The organism is Phycisphaeraceae bacterium, from assembly GCA_015709595.1.
In the GTDB taxonomy this organism is placed as follows: domain Bacteria; phylum Planctomycetota; class Phycisphaerae; order Phycisphaerales; family SM1A02; genus CAADGA01.
In genome coordinates this window covers 2,129,817-2,151,816 of the sequence record CP054178.1, presented here as the reverse complement: position 1 = coordinate 2,151,816, position 22,000 = coordinate 2,129,817, and the positions used below count along the sequence as shown (strand labels likewise).

Here is a 22,000-nt window from a genome sequence, read left to right as displayed (position 1 = left end):
CATGGCAATCATGGGAAGTACGCGATCCACGTGGATGACCTGTCTCGGCGCGATCGTGCTCGTGCTGCCGCTGGGCTGCGAGTCCGGCGTCAGTCCGTCGCGGCGGGAGGCGTCCGCGGAGGAACGCCGCCTCGCCCGCATCGAGGAGCGACTGAACGCCATCGACCCGCCCACGCATCCCGGCGGCGCAAGCGGCCCTCGCACGACGGACACGGCGGTTCTGAGTGAACTGCGCCAGGCGATGCGGAGCATCGAGTCTCGCCTCGACGCCCTGGAGCAGCGGCTGGTTGAGCGCGGCTCCACCCGCGACATCCAAGCTGCGACACCGGACTGGCGACCGGATCGACGACCGGGGCTGGTTTTCGACTGCGCCGGCGACGCCCCCACCGCCGCCAATCCTTTCGGGTTGATCGAGGATCAGTGGCGCAGCGCCGCGGCGTCACGCGACTTCCTCCGGCGTCGATACGAACAGGCGGATCGCTTTCACCAGCGGGTGGGTTTCGTGCGGGTGATCTGGCGTCGTCCGGGCGGCGCGATGGGAGCGGATCCGGGGGGTGGATTGGCCGGTCTCAGCGCCCTGGACGGACGGCAGCTCGTCAGCGGAACGTGGGTTGACAAGCACCCCTGGCGTCGCCGCATCTTTCTCGACGAAGCGGCGCGGTTCGTCAACGAGCACCCCGGCGCGACCGTGGGCGTGGCCATGGGCGCGATGATCCCCGCGTCGTGGCAATCCATTGACGCCAGCTCGGCAGCCCCGCTTGAACCCTTCGACCCCGGCAACGCACGGCATCGACGTCTGGCCATCGACCAGGTGGCTCGCCCGCTGGCGGCATCGGGAATCCATGAACTGTGGCTGGAGCACGCCGACGCGCCGGGCCACCGCGAGGCGGCTCTCGCGCTGGCCCAGGCGATTCGGGAGGCCACGCCCCTGCACGTCGTCGTCGTCAGCCCCGCCGGCGCCACGCCCACGGCTCCCGACGCCGATGACGTATCTCACGCTCCACTTGCGTACCCGTCCGGCGCCTTGCTCTTGCCCGATGGGTGGACCAGCGACAGCCGCGCGGAAGTCAACGTCCTGGTCAGTGCGGCGACCACCGAGGCGGTGCAGGGGTGGCTGTCGCGCGGCGTGACGCCCTTCGCCCTGGACGAGACAACCTGGCAGGTCATCCTGGATGCGATCGGCCCGTAGCTGCAGCTCCTCCGCTCTGTTGTCGGCCCGCATGCTCCCCCCCTAGCATCGACCACGCGCGGGCGTAACTCAGTTGGTAGAGTGACAGCCTTCCAAGCTGTATGTCGCCGGTTCGAATCCGGTCGCCCGCTTTGACGAGAGCCGCAGGGGCGCGTCCCCGCGCCGCGTCACCTCAGCGTCGCAAGAAGCAGCAGCCAGCCGCCCGCCACGCCCAGGGTCAGAATCGTGACCGGCACGCCCACGCGCGCGTGCTCGATCCATGACACCCGCACGCCCAGCCGGGCCGCCTGATCGACCACGATGATGTTGGCGATCGAGCCGACGATGATGAGGTTTCCCGCCAGCGTGCTGGAGAGCGCCAGCACCGCGCCGGACATCGGGTGATCCGCCACGGGCAGCAGCAGCATTACTGCGGGCACATTGGAGACCAGGTTCGAAAGCACCGCCACCACGACGAACAGCCAGGCGGGCCGGGCGGGGTCAATGCCCGCGTGACCCACGCCACCCATCAGTGTGTCAAGCAGGCCGCTCGCGGCGACCGCGTGATTGACGATGAACAGCCCCACGAACAGAATCAGCAGCTGCCAATCCACCAGCGACAGCATCTGGCGCGACGCCATCTTCCTGCTCAGAAGCAGCACGCCCGCCGCCCCCAGGGCCACCACCTCGCGCGGCCAGGGGGCGAACAGAAACAACCCCATCAGCGCCGTCACGACTGCCACGCCCTTGGCCGCCTGCCAGCGGTCGAAGGGCTGCGGCGAGATGACGGTTTCGCCCGCGACCGGCGTCCCGATCGAGTCGAGCATCCATCGACCGCGGTAGCACCACGCGATCACGCCCCACACGATGCCCAGTCCGATCATCGACGGCGCCAGGGCGTCGATGAGGTACCCCCCGAACGAAAGTCGCAGCGTCTGCCCGATGAGCATGTTCTGCGGGTTGCCGATCAGGGTGGCGGCGGAGCCGACGTTGCTGGCGCATGCCAGCCCAAGCAGGAACGGCAGCGGGTTGAGACGACGCCTGAGGCAGCCATCGATGAGAATCGGGGCGACCGCGAGACAGACGATGTCGTTGGCCAGCACCGCCGAGAGCGCGCCGGACACGCCGATCAGCACGCCAAGCAGTCGCGGAGGCGGCATGTTCGCGCCGGCGATGCGCTGGGTCAGCCGCGTGTACACCCCTCCCAGGCGGAACTGGGCCGAGACGACCATCAAACCCAGCAGCAGGGCGATGGTGGGCACGTCCACCGCGCGCCAGGCGTCATCGATGGAGACGGCGCCGAACGCCAGCAGAGCGATCGCCCCCAGCAGCGCAACACCCGTGCGGTCAATCGCCAGCCCCGGAATGCCGCCGAGAATCATGCCCGCATAGACGAGCATGAACACGATGATGACGGCGGCGTTTGCGGAGGGATCCATGCGGTGGAAAGCGTAGCCGCATCGCCCTTGACGTTGTCACATGCATCTCCCCGGAGTCAGGTCGATTGGCCCCACCGGGTTCCGGGTCGTATCCTCTCCGGTTGACGAGCGCCGCCGTAGCTCAGTTGGCAGAGCACATGATTTGTAATCTTGAGGTCAGGGGTTCGACTCCCCTCGGCGGCTTGTGAAGACCCCCGGTGGTGAGAGAGCGCCGAACCGGCCCAGTCGTGAGGCCGATGCCCCGTCCCCCAGTCACAGGCCCAGGGCTGCTTCCAATCGGTCCGTTGGCGACTCTCCCGCGCACGGTCTGGCCTGCGACATGCACGGCGGGGTCATCAGCCATCCGGACGACGGCCCCGCGACGTTCACCAGGCGGGACTGCTCGGCGGCGCTCGGACTTACGCTGTTCGCGTCTCTCCTCCGGCTGCTGTTTCTCCTGGGGTCGCCCGATCGCGCCTGGCCTCATTCGACGCTGTATGAGGGAGACGCTCCGACCTGGGCGCGGTGGGCCGATGCATTGCACCGGGGGCAACCCTTCGAGTTCGACCTGCCCGTGCGCACGCCCGGTGTGGCGCATCTGCTCAGCTGGCTGTCGGTCCACGGACCGGGACCGTCGTTCATGGCGTGGAAAGTCGGCTGGTGCCTGATCGCCTCACTGGGGTGCGGGCTGTTCTACCTCGCCTGCCGCGAGACCATCGGTCGGCGATGCGCACTCATCGCCGCGTCACTCTGGGCGTGCTCGTACGGCGGACTGGTGCTGGCGACTTCGCTGAACAATGAAACTCCCTACGGCACGCTCATCATGGCCATTGTGTGGCTGACGCTCTGGGCGGCGCGCCGACCGGCGTGGTGGCTCATCGGGGCGCTCGGAGTGCTGCACGGAGCGGCGATGCTGCTGCGCGCCGAACACCTGCTGCTCCTGGTGCTTCTTGAGGCGTGGGTGTGGTGGCGCGGACGTTCTGGATCGTTGCCGCGCCCGGACAAGACGACCCGCCGCGCCGCGATCCGCTGGCTTCACCTCCTGCCGCTTCGCGCCGCCACGGTGGGCGTGATTGCACTTCTGGCATGCATGCCGTGGATCATCGCGGGCTCCAATGCGATCCAGCGATTCAACGATCGCCCCGCCCAGCCGGTGCGCTACGAACTGCTGCGACCGCGCTGGACGACGGAGGCGGCGGCGTTCATGGAGTCGCTTCCCGCTTTCGCGCGCGAAGGCAACGCCCTGTACCTGACCCACCTCGCAAGGCAGCGGGGTCAGTCGGAGATCACACGCTCGGACGTGGAGACTTTCTTCGAACGTGAGTTCGGATTCATCCCGCGGCGACTGGCCCGATACCACCTGGTTTCGCTGAAGGGACCGCTGGACTTCGCGCTGGCCAACGACCCGGATGGCGATGGCGGTTTCAGCAAACAGCTCCTCATCGGCCCGCTGACGCCGGAGGGCAACCTGACCTTCGGCCACCCGGATCACAATCGCCTTGTGACCCAGGGGTATTCCGTTGGCTGGGGCTGGATTCAGGAATCGCCCGGCGCTTGGCTCGGGCTGGTCGTCCGCAAGCTGACCGTCTTCGCGGATGGCGCGGCGCCTGGCGTCGCGGCGTACAACCTGCCGCTGGGTCGTGACGGCATCCGCCGGGCGGTGGACGCGGCGACGCCCCGTCATGGCCCGGCCTGGTGGGTCTGGAGCGTGCTCACCGCGGGAATGCTTGGCGGCGGCGTGCTCATCGCCGCGAAGCGGCGCTGCGGCGGCGCGTGGGCCGTCGTCATTCTGTCGAAGATCATCGTGACCATCGCCTTCTACGGCTACGCACGTCAGGCCATGTCGATTCAGCCGGCGTTTCTGTTCTTCATGGCGCTGGCCATCGAGCGGGCCTGGTCCGCCGCGGGTTCACGCCGTCCCGGGTGGCTTACCTGCCGCACCGTACCGGCGATACTGCTCGGCGGGGCGATCCTGGCGGGAGTCACCGACGCCTGGCGAGGCCGGGCGTACGACGTTCGCCCGCTCGATCCGCGTCACGCGATTACGCCCACGCCGCACTGGGGCGTCGGTGCGTTTGAGTCGCCGGACGGGTTGGAGTTACAGACCATCGCACGCCGTCGTTCCGCTGCCGGCGAGTGAACGCCCCCCATGTCGGATTGGGCTCATTTCCCGATCAGATGGTCCCACAGATACTCCCACTTCAACGGATTGTGGCTCGGACTGCCGATGCCGTGCGCCGCGGTGGGGAAGAACATCATGTCGAAGGGGATGCGCTTCTGCTGGAAGGCGTGGACCAGTTGCCACGAATTATTGGGATGCACGTTGTCATCCACCATGCCGTGCAGCAGCAGCAGCTTGCCCTTGAGGTTCTCGGCGAAGGTGATGCAGGAGCCCGCGTCGTACCCTTCCTTGTTCTCCTGCGGGGTGCGCATGTAGCGCTCGGTGTAGATGGTGTCGTAGTGCCGCCAGTCCGTCACCGGCGCGCCGGCGACCGCGACGTGGAAGACATCCGGATGCTTGAGCACGGCCAGCGCGGCCATGTACCCGCCGTAGGAATGTCCGGTGATGCCCACGCGGTCAGCATCCACGTAGGGTCGCTGGGCGAGATGACGGACGCCATCCGCCTGATCCTTCAGATCGACGGAGCCGAGCTTCAGGTAGTTGGCTGATTCAAAGGCCTTGCCGCGATTGGTGGTGCCGCGGTTGTCGATCTTGGCGATGAGGAACCCGAACTCGCAGTATGGATTGGCCGGGACGAACCGCGCCGGCACGCCGTGCGACTGCGGCCCGCCGTACACATCGATGACGAGCGGGTACTTCTTCGTCTCATCAAAGTTGGAGGGCCTGAAGAGCACGCCGTACAGGTCGGTCACGCCATCGTCGGCCTTGAAGGTGAACAGCTCCGGCATGGGCCGACCGATCATGCGCGACAGATCCGGCTCGGCCAGGATCGCCAGGCGCCTGCCCTGCACGTCATACACGGCGGTGTAGGGGGGCGTCTCGATCGACTCGGTGACCGCCACGTAGTAGTCATGCGTCGGCGCGATGTTGATGCTGGTGTGATTGAGCTCGGTGCGGGAGAGTCGGGCCGCGCCGGTCCCATCCAGTTTCACGCGGTGGAGCTGCCAGTGAAGGGGGTTCTGGCCGCTGGCGGCCTTGTAATACATCCAGCCGGCGTTCTCGTCCAGCAGCACGATCGAGTCGCACGGATAGTCGCCGGTGGTCAGCGGGTTGAGGAGCGAGCCGTCGATCGACCGCAGTTCGTAGTGCTTCCAGCCGGTCTTCTCCGTCTCCCAGATGAAGCGCTGATTGTCCGCCAGCCAGCGGAACTCAGGCAGGTTGTCCTGCCACGTGTCCTGCCGTTCGGTGAGCACGGTGCGCACCACGCCGGTCTTGGGATCGGCGGCCATCACGTCCAGCACGTTCTGGTGGCGATTGGTGCGGTTGAAGAGCAGTTCCGACCCATCGGGCCGCCAGCGGATGTTGAAGACGTACTGCTCCTTGTCATCGCCGATCTGGACGCGTGTGGTCTGTCCGGTGGCCAGGTCATACACCAGCAGCCCGACGATCGGGTTGTCAGCGCCGGCCTTGGGGTAGCCCTCGATGTCCAGCTCGGTGTTGAGTTCGGTCAGCCGGGTCGTCAGATAGAAAGGTTTGACGTTCCGCTCATCGAACTCGTAGAACGCCAGCCGTGTGGAATCGGGCGACCACCACATGGCGCTGTTCTGGCGAAGCTCCTCGCCGTACACCCACGACCCGGTGCCGTACTTGAGCTCGCGCGTACCCGTGGTGGTGACGGGAACCTCCTCGCCGTCGGCCTTCTTGACGTACAGGTTCCACTCCCGGTGCTCGGCGACCCACTGCCTGTCGGGCGACTCGACGCGCGCCGCCTGACGCCCGCGAGCCACGCCGGGCGTGCGTCCGCCGGTTCGATTGCCGCCCGCCGCCGGTTCGGGCTTCTCGATCTGATCCTCCGGCGTCTCGGTGATCTCGCCGGTGGCCACATCGCAGACAAAAACCGTGCCGCCCCGCTTGAACTGCACGCGACGGCCGTCCTTCGTCCATACAACCTCCGTCACCGTGCCGCCTGTGACGAAGCGGGCCATGTTCTGCTGCGTCTCCCGGAACCGGTCATAACCGGGCAGCGATTCAAACCGATTCTGAGCGCTTACCGCGAATGACAGCACGCCGGCGGTCAACAGTGCGAGTGACGGGGAAAGACGACGAGGCATGAAGGTCTCCAGGGCAGGGGTCAGCGATCAGAGGGCATTGATGACGTCACCGCCCGGCGGCGACGGGAAAACTGACGAGCGAGCGATGACCATCGCGGTCATAGGCGCGCACGCCGAAGAAGTAGTTGTCCTTGTTCAGGTCGAGCGTGTGCTCCGTCACGTCGCCCACGTCGATGGTCACTTCCCAGAACGGGCTTGTGGTGTCGCGGTAGACCACCTCGTACCCGGCCACGTCCGGCTGGGGCGAGCGCTCCCAGCGAATGGTGGTGTCGTTGCGCAGCCCCGCGGTGATCAGCCGCGCGTTGCCGGGCGGCGACGGCGCGTTGGCCAGCGTGAACAACGCAGCCCCATTGAGCCGGGTCACGTCCGCCAGGTATCGTTCATCCACGAACTCGGCCACGTCGCCATAGGGCCTCCCGTCGCGGGTGGAGACGTTCTGGTGCTGACGGTCGTAGTTCTCCTCGACCTCGGTGAAGCGCACCGCGGGGAAGCCCTCTTCGTTGAACGCCGTGTGGTCGCCCCCCCGCAGGAAGCGATCAACCCGGTAGATCACCCACGGCTTGACGGACGTGTCGTGGCGCAGCGCGACTTCATGCACGTAGCGGGCCAGTTGACGCGAGGGTGAGTCGTTCTCCATCCCCAGTGTGCGGATACGGGCGATCTGCTGCGCCTCCAGGTCGCGCGGAATCGCCTCGCTGAACAGCCGCACGCGATGCCGATCCACCTTGCCACCCGGCCCGGTGGGGTCGCCCACGATGTCGTTGCTCAGTGCGGCCTCGACCCGCCAGCCGTTCTCCCTGGCCGTCCGCGCATACCAGCGGGCCCCGAGCAATCCCTGCTCCTCCCCCGCGGTCATCAGGAAGACCGTGGTCGCCTCGCACGGCCGCGTCGAGAGCACCCGCGCCAGCTCCAGCACCAGCGCCGTGCCTGAGCCGTCATCGTTGGCGCCGGGTGCGTCGCTCGTGCCGTCATTGGTGCCGGCGGCACGCGAGTCGTAGTGCCCCAGCACCACGAAGCGCCGATCCTTGGATTCCGCCAGCGTACCGGGGATGGTCATCACCACGTTGACGATCTCAATCTCGTTGGGCACGCGCTGCTGAGGCGGCTGGGTGTGAACCATCAGCTCCACGGTGATGTCCGAGCGACCCGACGCATCGGCGATCTCCTGCAGTTCATCCCGCAGCCAGCGCCGCGCGGCCCCGATGCCCCGCGTGTCCGACTCAGTCTCCGACAGCGTGTGCCGCGTGCCGAAGGTCACGAGGTGGTCGATCACCCGGCGCAGGTTTTCGTGCGACACGGCAGCCATGACGTCTTCCACACCCGCGGGTCGGGAGGGGACCGACTTCGCCGCCACATTCTGCCCCGCGTCGACAACCTGGGCCGCCGCCATGGGGCCTGGAGCGCCCAACAGCCCCGCGATCCACAGCAACCCCACGTTCGTTCGATGGGTCATGGCGCACCTCCCATGCGGCGATTGTACCGGGGGCCGGTGGGCCGTGTTTCAGCCCTCTCGCGATGGTTCGAGGCCCATGAGCATCGCCCGCGCCCGTCAATGCCGCCTATCCTGTCGCCCCATGTCGATTCTCGTCAACGGCGACACCAAGGTCATCTGCCAAGGCATCACCGGCTCGGCCGGAGCATTTCACACCAAGGGCTGCCTGGACTACGGCACGCGCATGGTGGGCGGCGTCACGCCCGGCAAGGGCGGCGCCAAGGACGACAACGGCCTGCCCATCTTCGACACCGTCTCCGACGCCGTGCAGGCCACCGGAGCCGACGCCACCATGATCTTCGTCCCCCCGCCCTTCGCGGCGGACGCGATCCTGGAGGCCGCCGCCGCGGGCGTCCGCGTCATCTGCGCCATCACCGAGGGCATCCCGGCGCAGGACATGATCCGCGCCAAGGCCGCCCTGCGCGACTACCCCAACTCGGTCCTCATCGGCCCCAACTGCCCGGGCGTCATCACACCCGGCAAGCGCGTGAGCGGCGAGGGGGCATCGGCGACCTTCGCCGGCGGATGCAAGATCGGCATCATGCCTGGATACATTCACACCGCCAAGCAGGACGCAAAGACCGGCAAGGCCGTGGGCATCATCTCCCGCTCCGGCACGCTCACCTACGAGGCCGTGTGGCAGACCTCCAGCGTCGGCATCGGCCAGACCACCTGCGTGGGCATCGGGGGTGACCCGGTGAAGGGGCTCAATTTCATCGAACTGCTCGCCCTGTTCAACGACGACCCGGACACCGACGGCGTCATTCTGATCGGTGAGATCGGCGGCGCCGACGAAACGCTCGCGGGCGAGTGGGTCAAACGGCACATGCGCAAGCCCGTGGCGGCGTTCATCGCCGGTCGGGCCGCGCCGAAGGGCAAACGAATGGGCCACGCCGGGGCCATCATCGGCGGGGCGGATGACACCGCCGACGCCAAGATGAATGCGCTCAGCCGCTGCGGTGTCCTTGTGGCGGAGAGCCCGGCGGACATGGGGACCACCATGGCCCGGGCCCTCGGGCTCTGAACCGGAGGTTGCCATGTCACGTTCACGTCCCGCCGTTGCGGCACTGGCCGTTCTGTTCGGCGCGCTCACGCTGATTGGCGGATGCCAGTCGAGTGATCCCGCGCCGCCTGTGGCGGATGATGGCGGAGCCGGGGGTCCAGGCGGGTCCGGGGGGTCCGGGGATTCCGGGGGCTCGGGAGGAAACGCGATGCCGCCGAGTGACGCGAAGTACGATGGCCCCGCGTTCACCGTCGATGTGCTGCAGATGGAGTCATTCCCCGTTCAGTACGCGGTGAACTATGAAGTCACCGTCAACTCGGGCGGGTGGAAACTCATCAAGGACCGCGAGACGTTCGAGGGCGGCGTGCTCACCGTCTGGCTGACGCTCGAAGCGCCCGGCAAGGGCGAGATCGTCACCATGGCGCTGGAGACGCTCGAAGGCCGCTTCGCCGCGGGCACAACAAAGGTCGAGCGCGTGGAGATTCACGTGAAGCGCACGCGCCGGGGCGAGGACAACAGCAAGGCGACGCACCGGCTCGCGGCGACGTGGCCGGCCGACTCATCGGTCAACTGAAGTCGGTCGCCGTGCGCCTGGACCGCACGCGGACACCGCACCCTCACGGTCGCGGCCCACTTGTTTCACCCCAAAGCCGAATCCCCGTCCGTTCGCGTTCATCCGTGGACCAGGAATCTCACGCCGCCTCGCGCGTGCCCGCGATGCCGTCCTGCGTGACCACGAAGAAGTTGTCGCAGATGGGGTAGGGCATGCGGCGGTAGTCGGTCCGCACCCGCTCCAGAATCCGGTGCACAAAGGCGTCCGGCTGGAAACTCACCGCGATGAACATGTCCCGCGCGGGCAGGGCCACGTAGAAGTCGCCGTTCAGTTCCGGGGCCAGCCGGTCGTAGAGCGTGTGCAGCAGCAGGCGGGCGGCGTCGTAGCCGTCCTGCTTGGCGACGATGGCCGCCTTGCCGCCTTCGAACGACTCAACCAGCTGAATCTGCAGGTCGGGCGCGTACTTGGACAGGTTCTCGCGCGCGATGGTGTCCAGGTCATCCACCTGCAGGCCCCACTTGATCATCTGCTCGGTGGTGATGCTCACCGTCAGGTGGGGCATGTCGATCACGTACACGATGACCGTGCCGTTGACGAACTCGGTGTGGGCCACGTTCTCGCGGTCCAGGTGCTCGAAGATCGACACCGGCTGGATGCGCGGCATGATGCGCGGCTTGGCCACGCTCAGAGGCAGCGGCGTGGTGGTGAGGGAGTCGCCCTCGATCAGGTGCTCGAGGTAGTTCTCCACGATCTCGACGCCCCGGTCGGGGTCGAAGAGCACCATGCGGTACAGGTTCTCCAGCCCCAGCCGCTTGCCGTTGAGGATGAGCTCCAGCGGGCCCGCCAGTTCGGCGGGTCGGTCGGGGTAGTGGCGTTCGAGAATGCGAGCCACCTGCTCGCCGAACGCTTCGGGCTCTCGCGGCATTCGGGCCATGGGGTCAGTTTCCCTTCCCGTTCGACGTAAGGTTCGACCGGGCCAACACTTCCATTCGTAAAGACCCCCGCGCGGTTGCGAAGATTCCCCGCCGGGCATGTCTATCGGCATGGTTGGGTGACGACTCGAACGAAAGTCCGAGTGGGGTTATCGGTCGGGACGGCATGGCGGGGCAGGTCAACCGATCCGCACGATCGAGGGAAGTCGCCCGAGTCGTTCGAACCGGGCTGGCGCCGCTACTTTCGCCTGATCGTCTCCGCCTCGCGCTCCATCAGCAGGGGTGGACGCTTCCGGTCGTGTCGGCAGATGACCCAGCCATCCAGCGCCATGGCCTCCAATGCCTCCACCACACGAGACATGGCGAATCGCGCGTGTTCCGGCGGGAAAATCATGCTCACCGCGTTCATCGCCAGTTGCATGAATCGCTCGGCGTCGCTGGTCTGCCTCAGCACGTCCACGGCCAGGCCGAAGAACTCGTGCAGGGGTAGCTTGTTCTTCCCCTTGAACAGGCATGGCACGCGGTGGATGCGCCCGTTCTTCAAGTCACCCACGTACCCCTGCGTCGCTCCGTGGACGTTGAGTTGAAACACGCTGTGCCCGTGGATGAGCCACTCGTGCCGTCGTCCGTTCTCAGCGAAACGGTTGGCCAGGTCGTGAATGCTCGTCAGGTCGAAGAAGCCGATCGACGGGTTGCCCAGAAGCTCCGTGGTGAATGCGCCCTGGCTGATCCAGCGGAACGCGTCCCGGGCGTTGAGCCGAAGCCCCGCGCTGGCGGCGAGATTCTTGCAGAAGTCATTGAGGTCGGTCTGAAGCCCGTTGGCGGAATACCAGTAGATGGCGAACTTGATGTGGTGCTCGACGGACTCCCGGTTCTTCTCGTTGAAGCGATCGAGGAGCCACTGGCGCGGATGCTCGCCTCGATCGAGTTCCAGAATGGTGTAGGCCGCGTCGCGCGCCCCCGCGTGGGCCAGCGTCAGCCCGGCGGCGAGAATCGGGTCGGCGAAACCCGCCGCCTCCCCTACCAGGAACCAGTTCTCGCCGTACAGCCGGTCGGCCACGTAGGACCAGTCTTTCGTGGTGCGCACGCGGCCCTCGGGCGTGGCGTTGGCGATCAGACCAGCGATGAACGTCTCATCCGCCAGCGCCCTGCGATAGAGCTGCTCGGGCGTCAGCCCCATCGACTTGTAGTGTTCGCCGTGACAGACCAGCCCGATCGAGGTTCGTGTCGGGCCCAGCGGGATGAACCAGATCCACCCGTAAGGCAGCGAGCGAACCTGCACCCGAGTGCCGCCGATGCCGATGGTCTCCGCCCACTCGGCGTTCTCCCAGTAATCCCAGAATGACACATTCCTGAGCCGCTCGTTGGAGTCGATGCCCACGCCCATCGCCCGACGGATGAGGCCCACGTTGCCCGAGGCGTCGATGTAGTAGCGGGCGGTCACGGTGGAGCCGTCGGCCAGCGTCAGTCCGTCGATGCGGTCGCCGGTGCGCTTCACGTCGCGGACGAGCGTGTTCTGCCGCACCTGGCAGCCCATGCCCGCGGCGTGCCTGAGCAGAATGTCGTCGTACACGGCCCGGTCCACCTGGAACGCGGTGTAGCGTCGCTGCCCCTCGAACTTCGCGGGCCGGGGCGTGATTTCGAACTTCTCGGGCGGAATGAAGTTGAAGTCCCAGGGCGTGGGATCGCGTCCCCACGTGTAGGTCGCGCCGAGCTTGATGGGGAAGTCCGCCGCCTCCACCTGGTTCCACACGCCCATTTCATCAAGGATCGTGCTGATGAGGGGCAACTGGCTCTCGCCCACGTGCTCGCGCGGGAATCCTTCCTTTTCCAGGATCACCACGCGCAGGCGCGGAGCGTACTTGCGCAGCAGCGTGCCCACGGTGGCGCCCGCCGGCCCGCCGCCCACAATGGCGACGTCGAAATCGTGGGATTCTGGTCGATCGCCTTCAGCCATGCGCGCTCCTTCGCCTGAGGTGGCACAACGGTAGCCGAACCGCCTCGGCCTGTCCCATGCGTGCTCTGTTCTATCATCGACACCCCTCTCAGCGTCCTTGGAGTCGATGCCCGGCCATGATCTCAACCTCACTCGGCGGCATCGGCATGTTCCTGCTGGGCATGATCCTCATGACCGGCGGGCTCAAGGCGCTGGCGGGCCAGTCGCTGCGGGCCGGGCTGGCCAGGGCGACCGGCAATCGCTTCCTGTCCTTCGCCACCGGCGCCGGATTGACGGCCCTCGTCCAATCCTCCGCGGCGGTGACGCTGACGACGATCGGCTTCGTCAGCGCCGGGATCATGACGTTCCAGCAGTCGGTGGGAGTGATTCTGGGGGCGAATGTCGGCACCACATTCACCGGCTGGATCGTTTCGCTGCTGGGCTTGAAACTCAGCATCGGCGCTGCGGCCATGCCGCTCATCGCCGTGGGGGCCATGATCCGGCTTGTCTCGCGTGACCGCATCGCCGCCATCGGCGAGGCCATCGCCGGGTTCGGCCTGCTGTTCGTGGGCATCGACCTGCTCGCCACGGGCATGGCGGGGCTGGTGAACCGCATCGACCCGTCGGTGTTTCCGGAGCCGACCTGGCTGGGCCGATGGGTGCTGGTGGGCATCGGCTTCGTGATGGCGTTGGTCATGCAATCCTCGAGCGCCGCGATGGCCACCACCCTCGCCGCCCTGCACGCGGGAAACCTGAACTTCGACCAGGCCGCCGCGCTCATCATCGGACAGAACGTCGGCACCACGGTGAGCGCGGGCGTGGCGTCGCTGGGGGGTTCGACGGCGGCGCGCCGCACCGCAGCGTCGCACATTCTCTTCAACCTGACGACCTGCCTGGCCGCCACGCTGCTGCTGACACCGTTCATCGCCATCGTCAAGGCGGGCTCTCCCGCGCTCGAGCCAGCGCCTGGTCCGGTCACGCTCGCCGCCTTTCACACCGTCTTCAACCTGGGCGGAGCGCTGCTCTTCCTGCCCATCATCAAGCCCTTCGCGCGGCTGATTGAGCGACTGCTGCCGGAGCACGAACCGGACCTGATCCGTCGCCTTGATGTGACGCTGCTGCGCGACCCCCCCACCGCTGTCGAGGCCGCGCGGCGCACCGCCATCGACGTCGCCGCCGTCGTCATCGAAACCCTCCGAGACTACGTCACACACGGGGCGGCGGGAACCATGCGGCCACGACTGGAAGCCGCCGATCGCGCCCTGGCGGAGACGCGGCTCTACCTGGCCAATGTACGCACGCCCGAGGCGGCCAGAGCGGCATATCAGCGGCATCTGTCCACCCTGCACGCGGTGGATCACCTCGACCGGCTGATCGAAGCCGCTGGAGAGCCGCGCAGCGCCCGCACCGCGGCGCGCGACCCCGCGCTGCGCGACATGGCCCGCGGGATGCTCGATGAGTTCGACGCCACGCTGGCGTGGCTGAAGGATGTCGAGAAGCCCGCCCCCGCAGGCGTGCTCGAAGCGATGTCCAAGTCGCTGGCGGAGCAGCGGAAACAGCATCGTCCGCGGATCCTGGAAGACACCGCCCACGGGCGGCTGACGCCCGACGAGGCCACGGATCAACTGGAAGCCGCCCGCTGGGTGGATCGGCTGGGGTACCACATCTGGCGGGCCGTGCTGCACCTCGGTGAGACGCCCGTGCCGGTGGCGCCGACCGGGGTGCACACGGACCCGGCGAATGGGGGAAACGGCTGAACGGTCTGGTTCCCGGCGGCTGACAGCCCTGGCGCCATCTTCTTCATCCGAGTCCAACCGCGCCCCTCGGCGTCCTCCGCGTTTCACTTCAGCCGATCACGCGCCGCGGCAAGGGCCTCGCGCACGCGACCCGGGTTCGTGCCTCCCGGCACGTCGCACGAGGCGATCACCCGGTCCAGCCGGATCACGTCGTACACGCCGCCGTCCACCGCGGGCGCGAGGCGCTGCAGATCGGCCAACGACAGTGCTTCAAGCGCCACGCCCTGTTCGATCGCTCGCCGCACGGCCCGGCCGGTCTGCTCGTGCGCTTCTCGGAAGGGCACGCCCCGCGACACCAGGTAGTTGGCGAAACTGGTGGCGTTGGCGTAGCCGCCCTCGGCCGCGCGTCGGGCGACCTGCGGCCGCGTCTTCAGATCCACCAGCGCCCGCGCCGCCATGCGAAGACACATGGAAACCTCGTCCATCGCCAAAAAGAGCGGCGGCTTGTCTTCCTGAAAGTCCTTGTTGTACGCCAGCGACGTGCCCTTGACGGTCATCATCAGCCCGGTGAGCGCGCCGACGATGCGCCCGCACTTTCCCCGGATCAGCTCCATCGCGTCCGGGTTCTTCTTCTGCGGCATGAGCGAGGAGCCGCTGGTGACGGCGTCGCTCATCTCCACGAAGCCGAACTCCGCGGTGGAGTAGATGATGAGGTCCTCCGCCAGCCGCGAGAGGTGGAGCGAGCAGAGCGAGAGAGCCGCGAGGGTCTCAATGGCGAAGTCCCGATCGGAGACCCCATCCAGCGAGTTGCGCGTGGGGCCGTCGAAGCCCAACCGCTTCGCCAGCGCCTCGCGGTCGATGGGGAACGACGTGCCCGCCAGCGCGGCGGAGCCCAGCGGGCAACGGTTGACGCGGCGGCGGGCATCGTGCAGCCGCTCGATGTCGCGCTCGAACATTTCCACGTAGGCCAGGCACCAGTGGGCGAAGAGCACCGGCATGGCCCGCTGCAGGTGCGTGTAGCCGGGGATGATCGTGCCAAACTCGCGCTCGCCCAGATCGATGAGGACGCGAGCGAGGTCGCGCAATTCCTCGATGCGGGCGTCGACGGCCCGGCGGGTCCACAGGCGGAAGTCCGTGGCCACCTGGTCATTGCGGCTGCGCCCGGTATGGAGCTTCTTGCCCAGGTCGCCCACGCGGGCGATGAGCTCGCGCTCGACCCAGCCGTGAATGTCCTCATCCGCGGCGTCATCGAAGACGCCCGGGTTGTCCCGCACGTGGTCATCCAGTTCGCGCAGGGCGGCGGTGAGTCGGTCGCACTCGGCGGCCGTCAGCACGCCCGCGTCGCGGATCGCCTGGGCCCAGGCAATGGACCCGATGATGTCATCGTGCGCCAGACGGCGATCGACGGGCAGCGAATCGTTGAAGGCGCGAAAAAGAGGATCGGCGTCACCCTCGAAGCGGCCGCCCCACATTGTGGTCGGTGATGACATGGGGAGGAGAAGGAGAGCAGGAGAACAGGAAATCAGGAGCCGAGTGGTGGGCCCCGCGAACTCGACTCACCCTACGACTTGGCACACATCACTTCATCACTTCACGCTTCATCACTTCACCATCCCCTCACGGTGCATCTTCTGCATGGCGGCGATTCGCGAGGGCAGCGAGAAGAGGCGGATGAAGCCCTTGGCGTCCTTCTGGTCGTAGACGGCCTCCTCGCCGAAGGTGGCGTAGTCCTCGGAGTAGAGCGAGTTGGGGCTGCGGCGCTGGGTGGCGGTCGCCATCCCCTTGTGGAGACGCACGACCACGTCGCCGATGAGCCGCTGGGCGATGACGTCGATGCTCGCCTGCATGGCCTCGCGAAGGGGGGTGAACCATTGGCCGTTGTAGACGATTTCCGCGAAGCGAAGCCCCATGTGCTCGCGGAAGTGCAGCGTCTCGCGGTCGAGGCAGAGCTGCTCCAGCCCGCGAAGGGCCTCCATGAGCACCGTTCCGCCGGGCGTCTCATAGCAGCCGCGCGACTTCATGCCGACCAGACGGTTCTCCACGATGTCCACGCGCCCCACGCCATGCCTGCCGGCGACGACGTTGAGGGCCGCGATGATCTCGTGGCTCTTCATGCGCTTGCCGTTGAGCGTGCGGGCGCGGCCGCGCTCGAAGCCCAGGGTCACGTTCTCCGGCTCGTTCGGGGCGTCGGCCACGGAGCGTGTAAGCATCCACACGTCCTCGGGCGGGGCGTTCCACGGGTCTTCCAGCGCGCCGCCCTCGTGCGAGATGTGCCAGAGGTTTCGGTCGCGCGAGTAGATCTTCTCCAGCGACGCCGTGCAGGGAATGTTCCGCTCGCGGATGTAGCGGATCAGATCCTCGCGCGACTTGAGATTCCACTCCCGCCACGGGGCGATCACCTGCAGATGCGGGGCCAGCGCGGCGAAGGTGCTCTCGAAGCGCACCTGATCGTTGCCCTTGCCCGTGCAGCCGTGAGCCAGCGCGTCGGCGCCGACCTGCAGGGCGAGTTCCACCTGATGCTTGGCCAGCACCGGGCGGGCCATCGAGGTGCCGAGCAGGTACTTGCCCTCGTACACCGCGCCGGAGAGGATCGTGGGGTAGACGTACTCCTCCACGAACTCCTCTCGCAAGTCCACCACGTAACAGGCGCTGGCGCCGGACTTGCGGGCCTTCTCCTCCAGCCCGTCGAGCTCACCCTCGCCCTGCCCCACGTCGCCGCAGATGGCGATCACCTCGCAGCGGTAGTTCTCGATCAGCCAGGGGATGATCGCGCTCGTGTCCAGCCCGCCTGAATACGCCAGCACCACTTTGTCGGCCATGCGTTGTCCCGTTCCGTTGGTGGAAAGCCAATGGTAGACGGGGCGCGCCGCGGCCCCAAGCACACGGCCCGCGGATTGGCCGCGGGCCGTGAGACAATCGACGCGAGCCGATCCGTCAGAACGTGGCGGAAACAGGGCCTTCCACCAGTTCGAGCATGCGGGCTTCGCTCACGCCCTCGGGCGTGATGGGGGCGAGTACGGCGCGGCGGGAGCGCTCATACTCCGCTCGCGTGAGCCCGCTGGCCCGCAGGTTGGTCAGGATTCGCCGGAGGGCGTCAACCTCGTCCGCCGTGGCTCCGTCCCGCTGAATCGCGGATGCGAGCGCCGCGCGAATCTCCGCCGCGCGGTCGGCCCGCTGGGCGAAGTCGGTGTCCACGGTCGTCGGCTCGGCGAAGAACAGCGTGGCGTATGCGGCCAGCGCCTCAAGCACCAGGTCACGTGAGAGGCGGTTGACCACCGTGGGCGCGCGGTCGATGACGCCGGACGGACCGACCCGACTGGCGTCATCCATCAACGCACTGGCCTGTGCGGTGGTGACGAGTTCCGCACGATCCAGTTCGCGCGTGTAGATGGCCAGACGCTCCAGGTTGCGCCGGACCACGGGGTCAAGCAGCAGCAAATCGCGGGCGCGGCCGCCATCCGGCTCAGGCCCGTCGCTCGGCTCCACCGTGGCGGGATTGGCGCCGGTCACCGGTGGCGGGGGAGGAGGCGGAGGTGGAATGATCGCGGGCGGCGGCGCAATCAGGTCGAGCACCGTGTCGCCAAACGTGAACCACGAGGCGTCCAGATCCTCAAACGAACGCGCCGAGAAGCCCATCAGTGTGGCGCTGATGCCCTCGCCCGTCGTCGTGGCCAGCACCGGCTCGCGCCCGAACCCGAGCAGCGCCGGCTCGACGCTGAAGTCGATGCCGCCACCTGCGATGATGTCCACGCGCGAGTCGCGGGTGACGCCGCCGTCGCGATTGAGCACGTCGCCGCCCACGCGGGTGTGAACCTCGATCACCGGCGCGGTGACGCGAATGTCGCCCAGCGCGCTCAAATCACCCACGGCGACGCCCGCGCCGCCCTCGATGATGAGGTCGCCCAGGGCCGTCACCCGCGAGCCACGGCCGAGCGAAACCCAGCCGTTCGCCGAGCGGAACACCAGCGAGCCATCCGGCCCAAGTCCGGTGATCGTGGCCACGGCCGGTCCGACGTGAGAAACCCCGCCGCGCAGCGACAGGTTCTCCAGCGTCCGCACCAGCCCTCCGTCGAGATGGATCACGCCGCCTGACGCCACGTCAAGCGACCGCAGCGACTCGATGCCACCCACGGCGCCGCCCAGCATCACGCGCCCGGCGGCGGTCAGATCGAGGTCGAAGCCGCCATCCAGCGTCGATGCGAAGGTCGTATCGCCAGTTGATCTGATCCGCGTCGCGCCGCCCAGCATGACCATGTCGTGGAACTGTGCCTCAGTCGTCCGGATCAGCGGCGCGTCGAGAATGGTCATGCCGTCGGCATCGGTCTCCAGCAACCCGAGATCGCTGAATACACCGTGCAGGCGTGTCTGAGGCGAAGCCAGATGCAGGTCGCCTCCGTGCCCCCGGAGGCCGCTGCGCAGCGTGATCGAATCCGCGCCGGTGAGCGTGGAGTCGCCGGACAGGATCACCCGGTCGCCGAGGTCCACGATCCTCGCGTTCATCGCCAGCGGCAGCCGCGTCACACCTCCCGCGTCGGTGATGATCGCATCGAGCGGGGTCACGCTCCCGACCAGCCCGTCGAACCGCGTTACGCCTGGCGTCTGGAGCGTCAGCGCGAACGGCCCATCCAGCACCGAACCGAAGCGGATGAACTCGGTTGCCTCCATCACGCCATTGCGGACCAGGAGCGCGGCGTCGCCGAACCGAATCGACCGCGCCTGAATCCGATCCGCATCGATCCACGTCGAACCGGCGGCGTCCGTGGTGAAACGTCCGAGGTCGAGCAGGTCGCCTCTGAGGCGAGTCTCTGGCGAGAGGATTCGAAGATCCGCTCCCGCGCCGTCCGCACCATCGCCGATGTCAACCCAGTTCATGCCCGCCAGCGCCAGGTCGCCGCTCAGCGTCAGCCGATCACCCAATTCGATGGCGCGGGCGTTGATGCGCCCGCGGGCCTGCGTGCTGCCTCCGGCATCGGTCGTGAGCCGATCAAGCGGCGCCCGCCCGCCGACGGATCGATCAAATCGGGTTGTTCCGGCCGTCTCGATGGCGAGGTCGAATGGGCCATCCAGCGCGCCGGCGAAGCGAATCGAGCCGCTATCAACGCTGCGCAGCACGGTGTCGGCGCCAAGCAGGGCGTTGCGTCCGTAGTGCTGGTCGCCCAGCGTGCGGACCAGCCCGCCGTTGAGCCGCGCCCATCCGTCAACGGTGAGCGATTCCAGGTCGTACATCTCACCGACCGCGCCGCCGAAGAAGGCGTTGCCGCGGACGTGAATCGAGTCGGACAGAAACGTGGCGCCATCGAGCCGATCGAAGAACCGGATGGAGTATCCCTCGAACACACCAGGACCGCCGACCTGTACGGGGCCGGCATAGTGCTGCGACCGGGTGGTGCGAACCAGGTGGCCGCGCATGGAGAGCGGCCCCTGCACCATGACCGAGCGCAGCGGCGAGGCGCTGCCGACGGGGCCGATGAAGAACGTGGAGCCCTCCACCATCAGCCCATGCGGACCGCCGAGTGAATCCACCGCGCCGGCGAACACGACCTGCGGCGCACGGAACATCACGGTGTCGGCGATCGACAGGTCGTCTCGCATGCGGATGGACAGGTCCGCCTGCATCAACTCGCCATGCACCTGGGCGGGGCCGATGACGGTGAGAATCCGCACCGGGGAAAGCTCGCCCACCGAATCGTCGAACCGGGCCGCTCCGCTGATGGTCAGGTCGAAGCCATGACCGTCGATCGGCGAGAGGAACCGGGTCATGGGGGCCGTCAGCCCCAGGTGGGCGCCCATCACGACGCGGCTGTCAATGGCCGACCCGATCTCGATGTCGCCGCCCGCCAGCAGCGAGGCATGATTGAGGAAGAAGGTCCGCGCTCCCTGCAGGCGCAAACCCCCGGCGACCTCGAGCGGCGCGTTGATCGTGATGTCGCCGTCAAGGCCGCCCAGTGCGTTCGCATGGAGCGTCAGGTCGTTGGCGCCGCGAATCGGCTTGTTGTAGACCAGATGCCGCCCCGCCTCGAGCCGCACGTTGTTGCCATGCACCAGGTTGACGCGGTAGTTCACGAACAGGTCGTTCGTCGCCTGGATGATGATGTCGCCGACGATGGCCTCGATCGCAGCCGCGGAAAGGCGGATGTTGATCATGCCGCCCTCGTTGAAGTCGACGAAGCCATCGAGCAGGAAGCCATCGTGCGTGCCGGTGTTGGAAATGCGCACGTCCCACGGGTCGATGAGCAGCGTGCCCGCCATACCGGGCTCGACGGAACTCAGGTCAACGCCGCCGTTCATCACCAGTGAAAGCCCGGAGATTTCGGCGAAGCCGCCCCGCCCCCCGATCGCGCCGCCGGACACGTCCACCATCGCCCCCGTTCCGTGAACGGTCAGCCCGTCGTAGCTGTGGATCAGCACCTCGCCGCCGTGGGCCGTGCCCGCGCCGCCCGCCGCGGAGACGCGGCTGCCGCCGTGCAGCAGCGTGTGGTTGCGGCTGGTGACTTCGACAAAGCCGGCGACGCCCTGATCGGCATCCGCGCTGATCTGGCCCTTGTTGGAGACGCTCGGCGCCTGCACCGTCACCCGTCCGGCACGACCCGCGGCCACCGAAGCGGAAATGTCGCCCTCGTTGATAATCGCGCCGTCCGATGCGGCGGCGGTCACCCGCCCCCCCGCCGCGCGCAGTGAGCCGGTGTTGTGAATCCCCAGGGCGTAGAGGTCGCCCGCGCCGAGCACCACCTGCCCGCGGCGGGCATCCACCGTGCCGCTGTTGGACACGCCCGGTGCGGCCTGCTCATCAGGTCGGGTCGCGCCGGCGTGCGGCTGCGTCTGATCGGTCAGCGTCCTGCCATCCACGCGGACCGTGATGCGCTCGCCGTGCTGGCGGATGAGCACCTCATCCCCCGCGACCATTGTGACGATGCCGCGCGGGCTGGCGATGGCGCCTTCGTTGACGACGCGCTGTCCCGCCAGATGCACCTGCCCGGCGCGGATCGAACCGGCGTTGAAGACCTCGCCCTCCAGATTGGTGAAGTGCGAGACGCCGCGCAGGAAGGCCCCGTTGGTCATGGTCCCCGCGGCGGCGTGAAGTCCGCCCACGTTGATGGTGGCCCCGCGCGTGAAGGAAATTCCCGCGGGGTTCACGAGGTACACCTGCCCGTTGGCGCGCAGCGCGCCCTCGATGACCGTGGGCGAATCGCCGGTGATGCGGTTGAGCACGCGCGCGAACTCGCCCGGCTGGATGAACCGCACCATCTCGCCGGAACCGATGTTGAACGAACGATAGTCGATGATGCTGCCGTCGCTGGCGCGGATGATGGTGCGGCCGTTCCGCTGCGTAATGCTCACATCGCCCCGGCGCACCCGGGCGCCGTCCACGTCGGCCCGTGCGACATCGGTGAGCACGCCGCCCATGAAAACGGCCGTCGTCGCGGCGACCACCGCCGCGCGGCCAGCGGCGCGGGCCCTCCGTCGCATCTTCCGGTTCTCCATGACCCTCACCTTTCTCGCGTCTCGCGATGGCTCCCGCCTCCAGCGTT

General features: G+C 67.6%; 13 protein-coding genes and 2 tRNA genes. 7 read left to right on the top strand and 8 right to left on the bottom strand.

What is annotated here, in order from left to right; all coding sequences use genetic code 11:
* The first annotated feature begins 1 nt into the window (after nucleotide 1).
* Complete coding sequence (locus tag HRU76_09075) at nucleotides 2-1,189, top strand: hypothetical protein (protein ID QOJ17722.1); 1,188 nt, start codon at nucleotides 2-4, stop codon at nucleotides 1,187-1,189.
* A gap of 58 nt (nucleotides 1,190-1,247) precedes the next feature.
* Nucleotides 1,248-1,320, top strand: a tRNA-Gly gene (locus HRU76_09070).
* Nucleotides 1,321-1,356: 36 nt separating this feature from the next.
* On the opposite strand, the gene HRU76_09065 is transcribed toward HRU76_09070, so the two are convergent.
* On the bottom strand, nucleotides 1,357-2,607 hold the full coding sequence (locus HRU76_09065) for an anion transporter (GenBank protein ID QOJ17721.1): 1,251 nt from the start codon (nucleotides 2,605-2,607) through the stop codon (nucleotides 1,357-1,359).
* 110 nt (nucleotides 2,608-2,717) lie between these two features.
* Between HRU76_09065 and HRU76_09060 the strand changes: the two genes are divergently transcribed.
* Both HRU76_09060 and HRU76_09055 read left to right on the top strand, forming a co-directional pair.
* Nucleotides 2,718-2,790 (top strand) — tRNA-Thr (locus HRU76_09060).
* A 136-nt stretch (nucleotides 2,791-2,926) separates the two neighbouring features.
* Nucleotides 2,927-4,726: a glycosyltransferase family 39 protein gene (locus HRU76_09055; GenBank protein ID QOJ17720.1), complete on the top strand. Its 1,800-nt coding sequence runs from the start codon at nucleotides 2,927-2,929 to the stop codon at nucleotides 4,724-4,726.
* A 23-nt stretch (nucleotides 4,727-4,749) separates the two neighbouring features.
* On the opposite strand, the gene HRU76_09050 is transcribed toward HRU76_09055, so the two are convergent.
* Nucleotides 4,750-6,819 (bottom strand): DPP IV N-terminal domain-containing protein, encoded by a 2,070-nt coding sequence (locus HRU76_09050; GenBank protein QOJ17719.1) that lies wholly within the window; start codon nucleotides 6,817-6,819, stop codon nucleotides 4,750-4,752.
* Between the two features lie 46 nt (nucleotides 6,820-6,865).
* Nucleotides 6,866-8,272: a M20/M25/M40 family metallo-hydrolase gene (locus HRU76_09045; GenBank protein QOJ17718.1), complete on the bottom strand. Its 1,407-nt coding sequence runs from the start codon at nucleotides 8,270-8,272 to the stop codon at nucleotides 6,866-6,868.
* Between the two features lie 121 nt (nucleotides 8,273-8,393).
* On the opposite strand from HRU76_09045, the gene sucD reads away from it, so the two are divergent.
* Nucleotides 8,394-9,335, top strand: coding sequence for a succinate--CoA ligase subunit alpha (gene sucD, locus HRU76_09040; GenBank protein ID QOJ17717.1), 942 nt, complete (start codon nucleotides 8,394-8,396; stop codon nucleotides 9,333-9,335).
* A 187-nt stretch (nucleotides 9,336-9,522) separates the two neighbouring features.
* The gene (locus HRU76_09035) at nucleotides 9,523-9,888 is read left to right on the top strand and encodes a hypothetical protein (GenBank protein ID QOJ17716.1); all 366 of its coding nucleotides are present in this window, start codon (nucleotides 9,523-9,525) and stop codon (nucleotides 9,886-9,888) included.
* A gap of 118 nt (nucleotides 9,889-10,006) precedes the next feature.
* Here HRU76_09035 and HRU76_09030 read toward each other — a convergent pair whose 3' ends face one another.
* A complete protein-coding gene (locus tag HRU76_09030) occupies nucleotides 10,007-10,801 on the bottom strand; it encodes a DUF1444 family protein (protein ID QOJ17715.1) in 795 nt (264 codons plus the stop codon).
* A 236-nt stretch (nucleotides 10,802-11,037) separates the two neighbouring features.
* Entirely contained in the window at nucleotides 11,038-12,756 is a 1,719-nt protein-coding gene (locus tag HRU76_09025; GenBank protein QOJ17714.1) for a tryptophan 7-halogenase, read from the bottom strand.
* 116 nt (nucleotides 12,757-12,872) lie between these two features.
* On the opposite strand from HRU76_09025, the gene HRU76_09020 reads away from it, so the two are divergent.
* A complete protein-coding gene (locus HRU76_09020) occupies nucleotides 12,873-14,492 on the top strand; it encodes a Na/Pi cotransporter family protein (protein QOJ17713.1) in 1,620 nt (539 codons plus the stop codon).
* An 83-nt stretch (nucleotides 14,493-14,575) separates the two neighbouring features.
* Here HRU76_09020 and argH read toward each other — a convergent pair whose 3' ends face one another.
* The 3 genes from argH to HRU76_09005 form a co-directional block, all read right to left on the bottom strand.
* Nucleotides 14,576-15,943: an argininosuccinate lyase gene (gene argH / locus HRU76_09015; GenBank protein ID QOJ19153.1), complete on the bottom strand. Its 1,368-nt coding sequence runs from the start codon at nucleotides 15,941-15,943 to the stop codon at nucleotides 14,576-14,578.
* Between the two features lie 129 nt (nucleotides 15,944-16,072).
* Nucleotides 16,073-17,290, bottom strand: a complete 1,218-nt coding sequence (locus HRU76_09010; protein ID QOJ17712.1) for an argininosuccinate synthase — start codon at nucleotides 17,288-17,290, stop codon at nucleotides 16,073-16,075.
* 115 nt (nucleotides 17,291-17,405) lie between these two features.
* Nucleotides 17,406-21,938: a filamentous hemagglutinin N-terminal domain-containing protein gene (locus tag HRU76_09005; protein QOJ17711.1), complete on the bottom strand. Its 4,533-nt coding sequence runs from the start codon at nucleotides 21,936-21,938 to the stop codon at nucleotides 17,406-17,408.
* Between the last annotated feature and the right edge of the window lie 62 nt (nucleotides 21,939-22,000).

Bases quoted from the DNA above. Each gene is read 5' to 3' on its own strand.
- HRU76_09075 (QOJ17722.1), top strand. From the start codon at position 2: ATGGCAATCATGGGAAGTACGCGATCCACGTGGATGACCTGTCTCGGC.
- HRU76_09065 (QOJ17721.1), bottom strand. From the start codon at position 2,607: ATGGATCCCTCCGCAAACGCCGCCGTCATCATCGTGTTCATGCTCGTC.
- HRU76_09055 (QOJ17720.1), top strand. From the start codon at position 2,927: ATGCACGGCGGGGTCATCAGCCATCCGGACGACGGCCCCGCGACGTTC.
- HRU76_09050 (QOJ17719.1), bottom strand. From the start codon at position 6,819: ATGCCTCGTCGTCTTTCCCCGTCACTCGCACTGTTGACCGCCGGCGTG.
- HRU76_09045 (QOJ17718.1), bottom strand. From the start codon at position 8,272: ATGACCCATCGAACGAACGTGGGGTTGCTGTGGATCGCGGGGCTGTTG.
- sucD (QOJ17717.1), top strand. From the start codon at position 8,394: ATGTCGATTCTCGTCAACGGCGACACCAAGGTCATCTGCCAAGGCATC.
- HRU76_09035 (QOJ17716.1), top strand. From the start codon at position 9,523: ATGCCGCCGAGTGACGCGAAGTACGATGGCCCCGCGTTCACCGTCGAT.
- HRU76_09030 (QOJ17715.1), bottom strand. From the start codon at position 10,801: ATGGCCCGAATGCCGCGAGAGCCCGAAGCGTTCGGCGAGCAGGTGGCT.
- HRU76_09025 (QOJ17714.1), bottom strand. From the start codon at position 12,756: ATGGCTGAAGGCGATCGACCAGAATCCCACGATTTCGACGTCGCCATT.
- HRU76_09020 (QOJ17713.1), top strand. From the start codon at position 12,873: ATGATCTCAACCTCACTCGGCGGCATCGGCATGTTCCTGCTGGGCATG.
- argH (QOJ19153.1), bottom strand. From the start codon at position 15,943: ATGTGGGGCGGCCGCTTCGAGGGTGACGCCGATCCTCTTTTTCGCGCC.
- HRU76_09010 (QOJ17712.1), bottom strand. From the start codon at position 17,290: ATGGCCGACAAAGTGGTGCTGGCGTATTCAGGCGGGCTGGACACGAGC.
- HRU76_09005 (QOJ17711.1), bottom strand. From the start codon at position 21,938: ATGCGACGGAGGGCCCGCGCCGCTGGCCGCGCGGCGGTGGTCGCCGCG.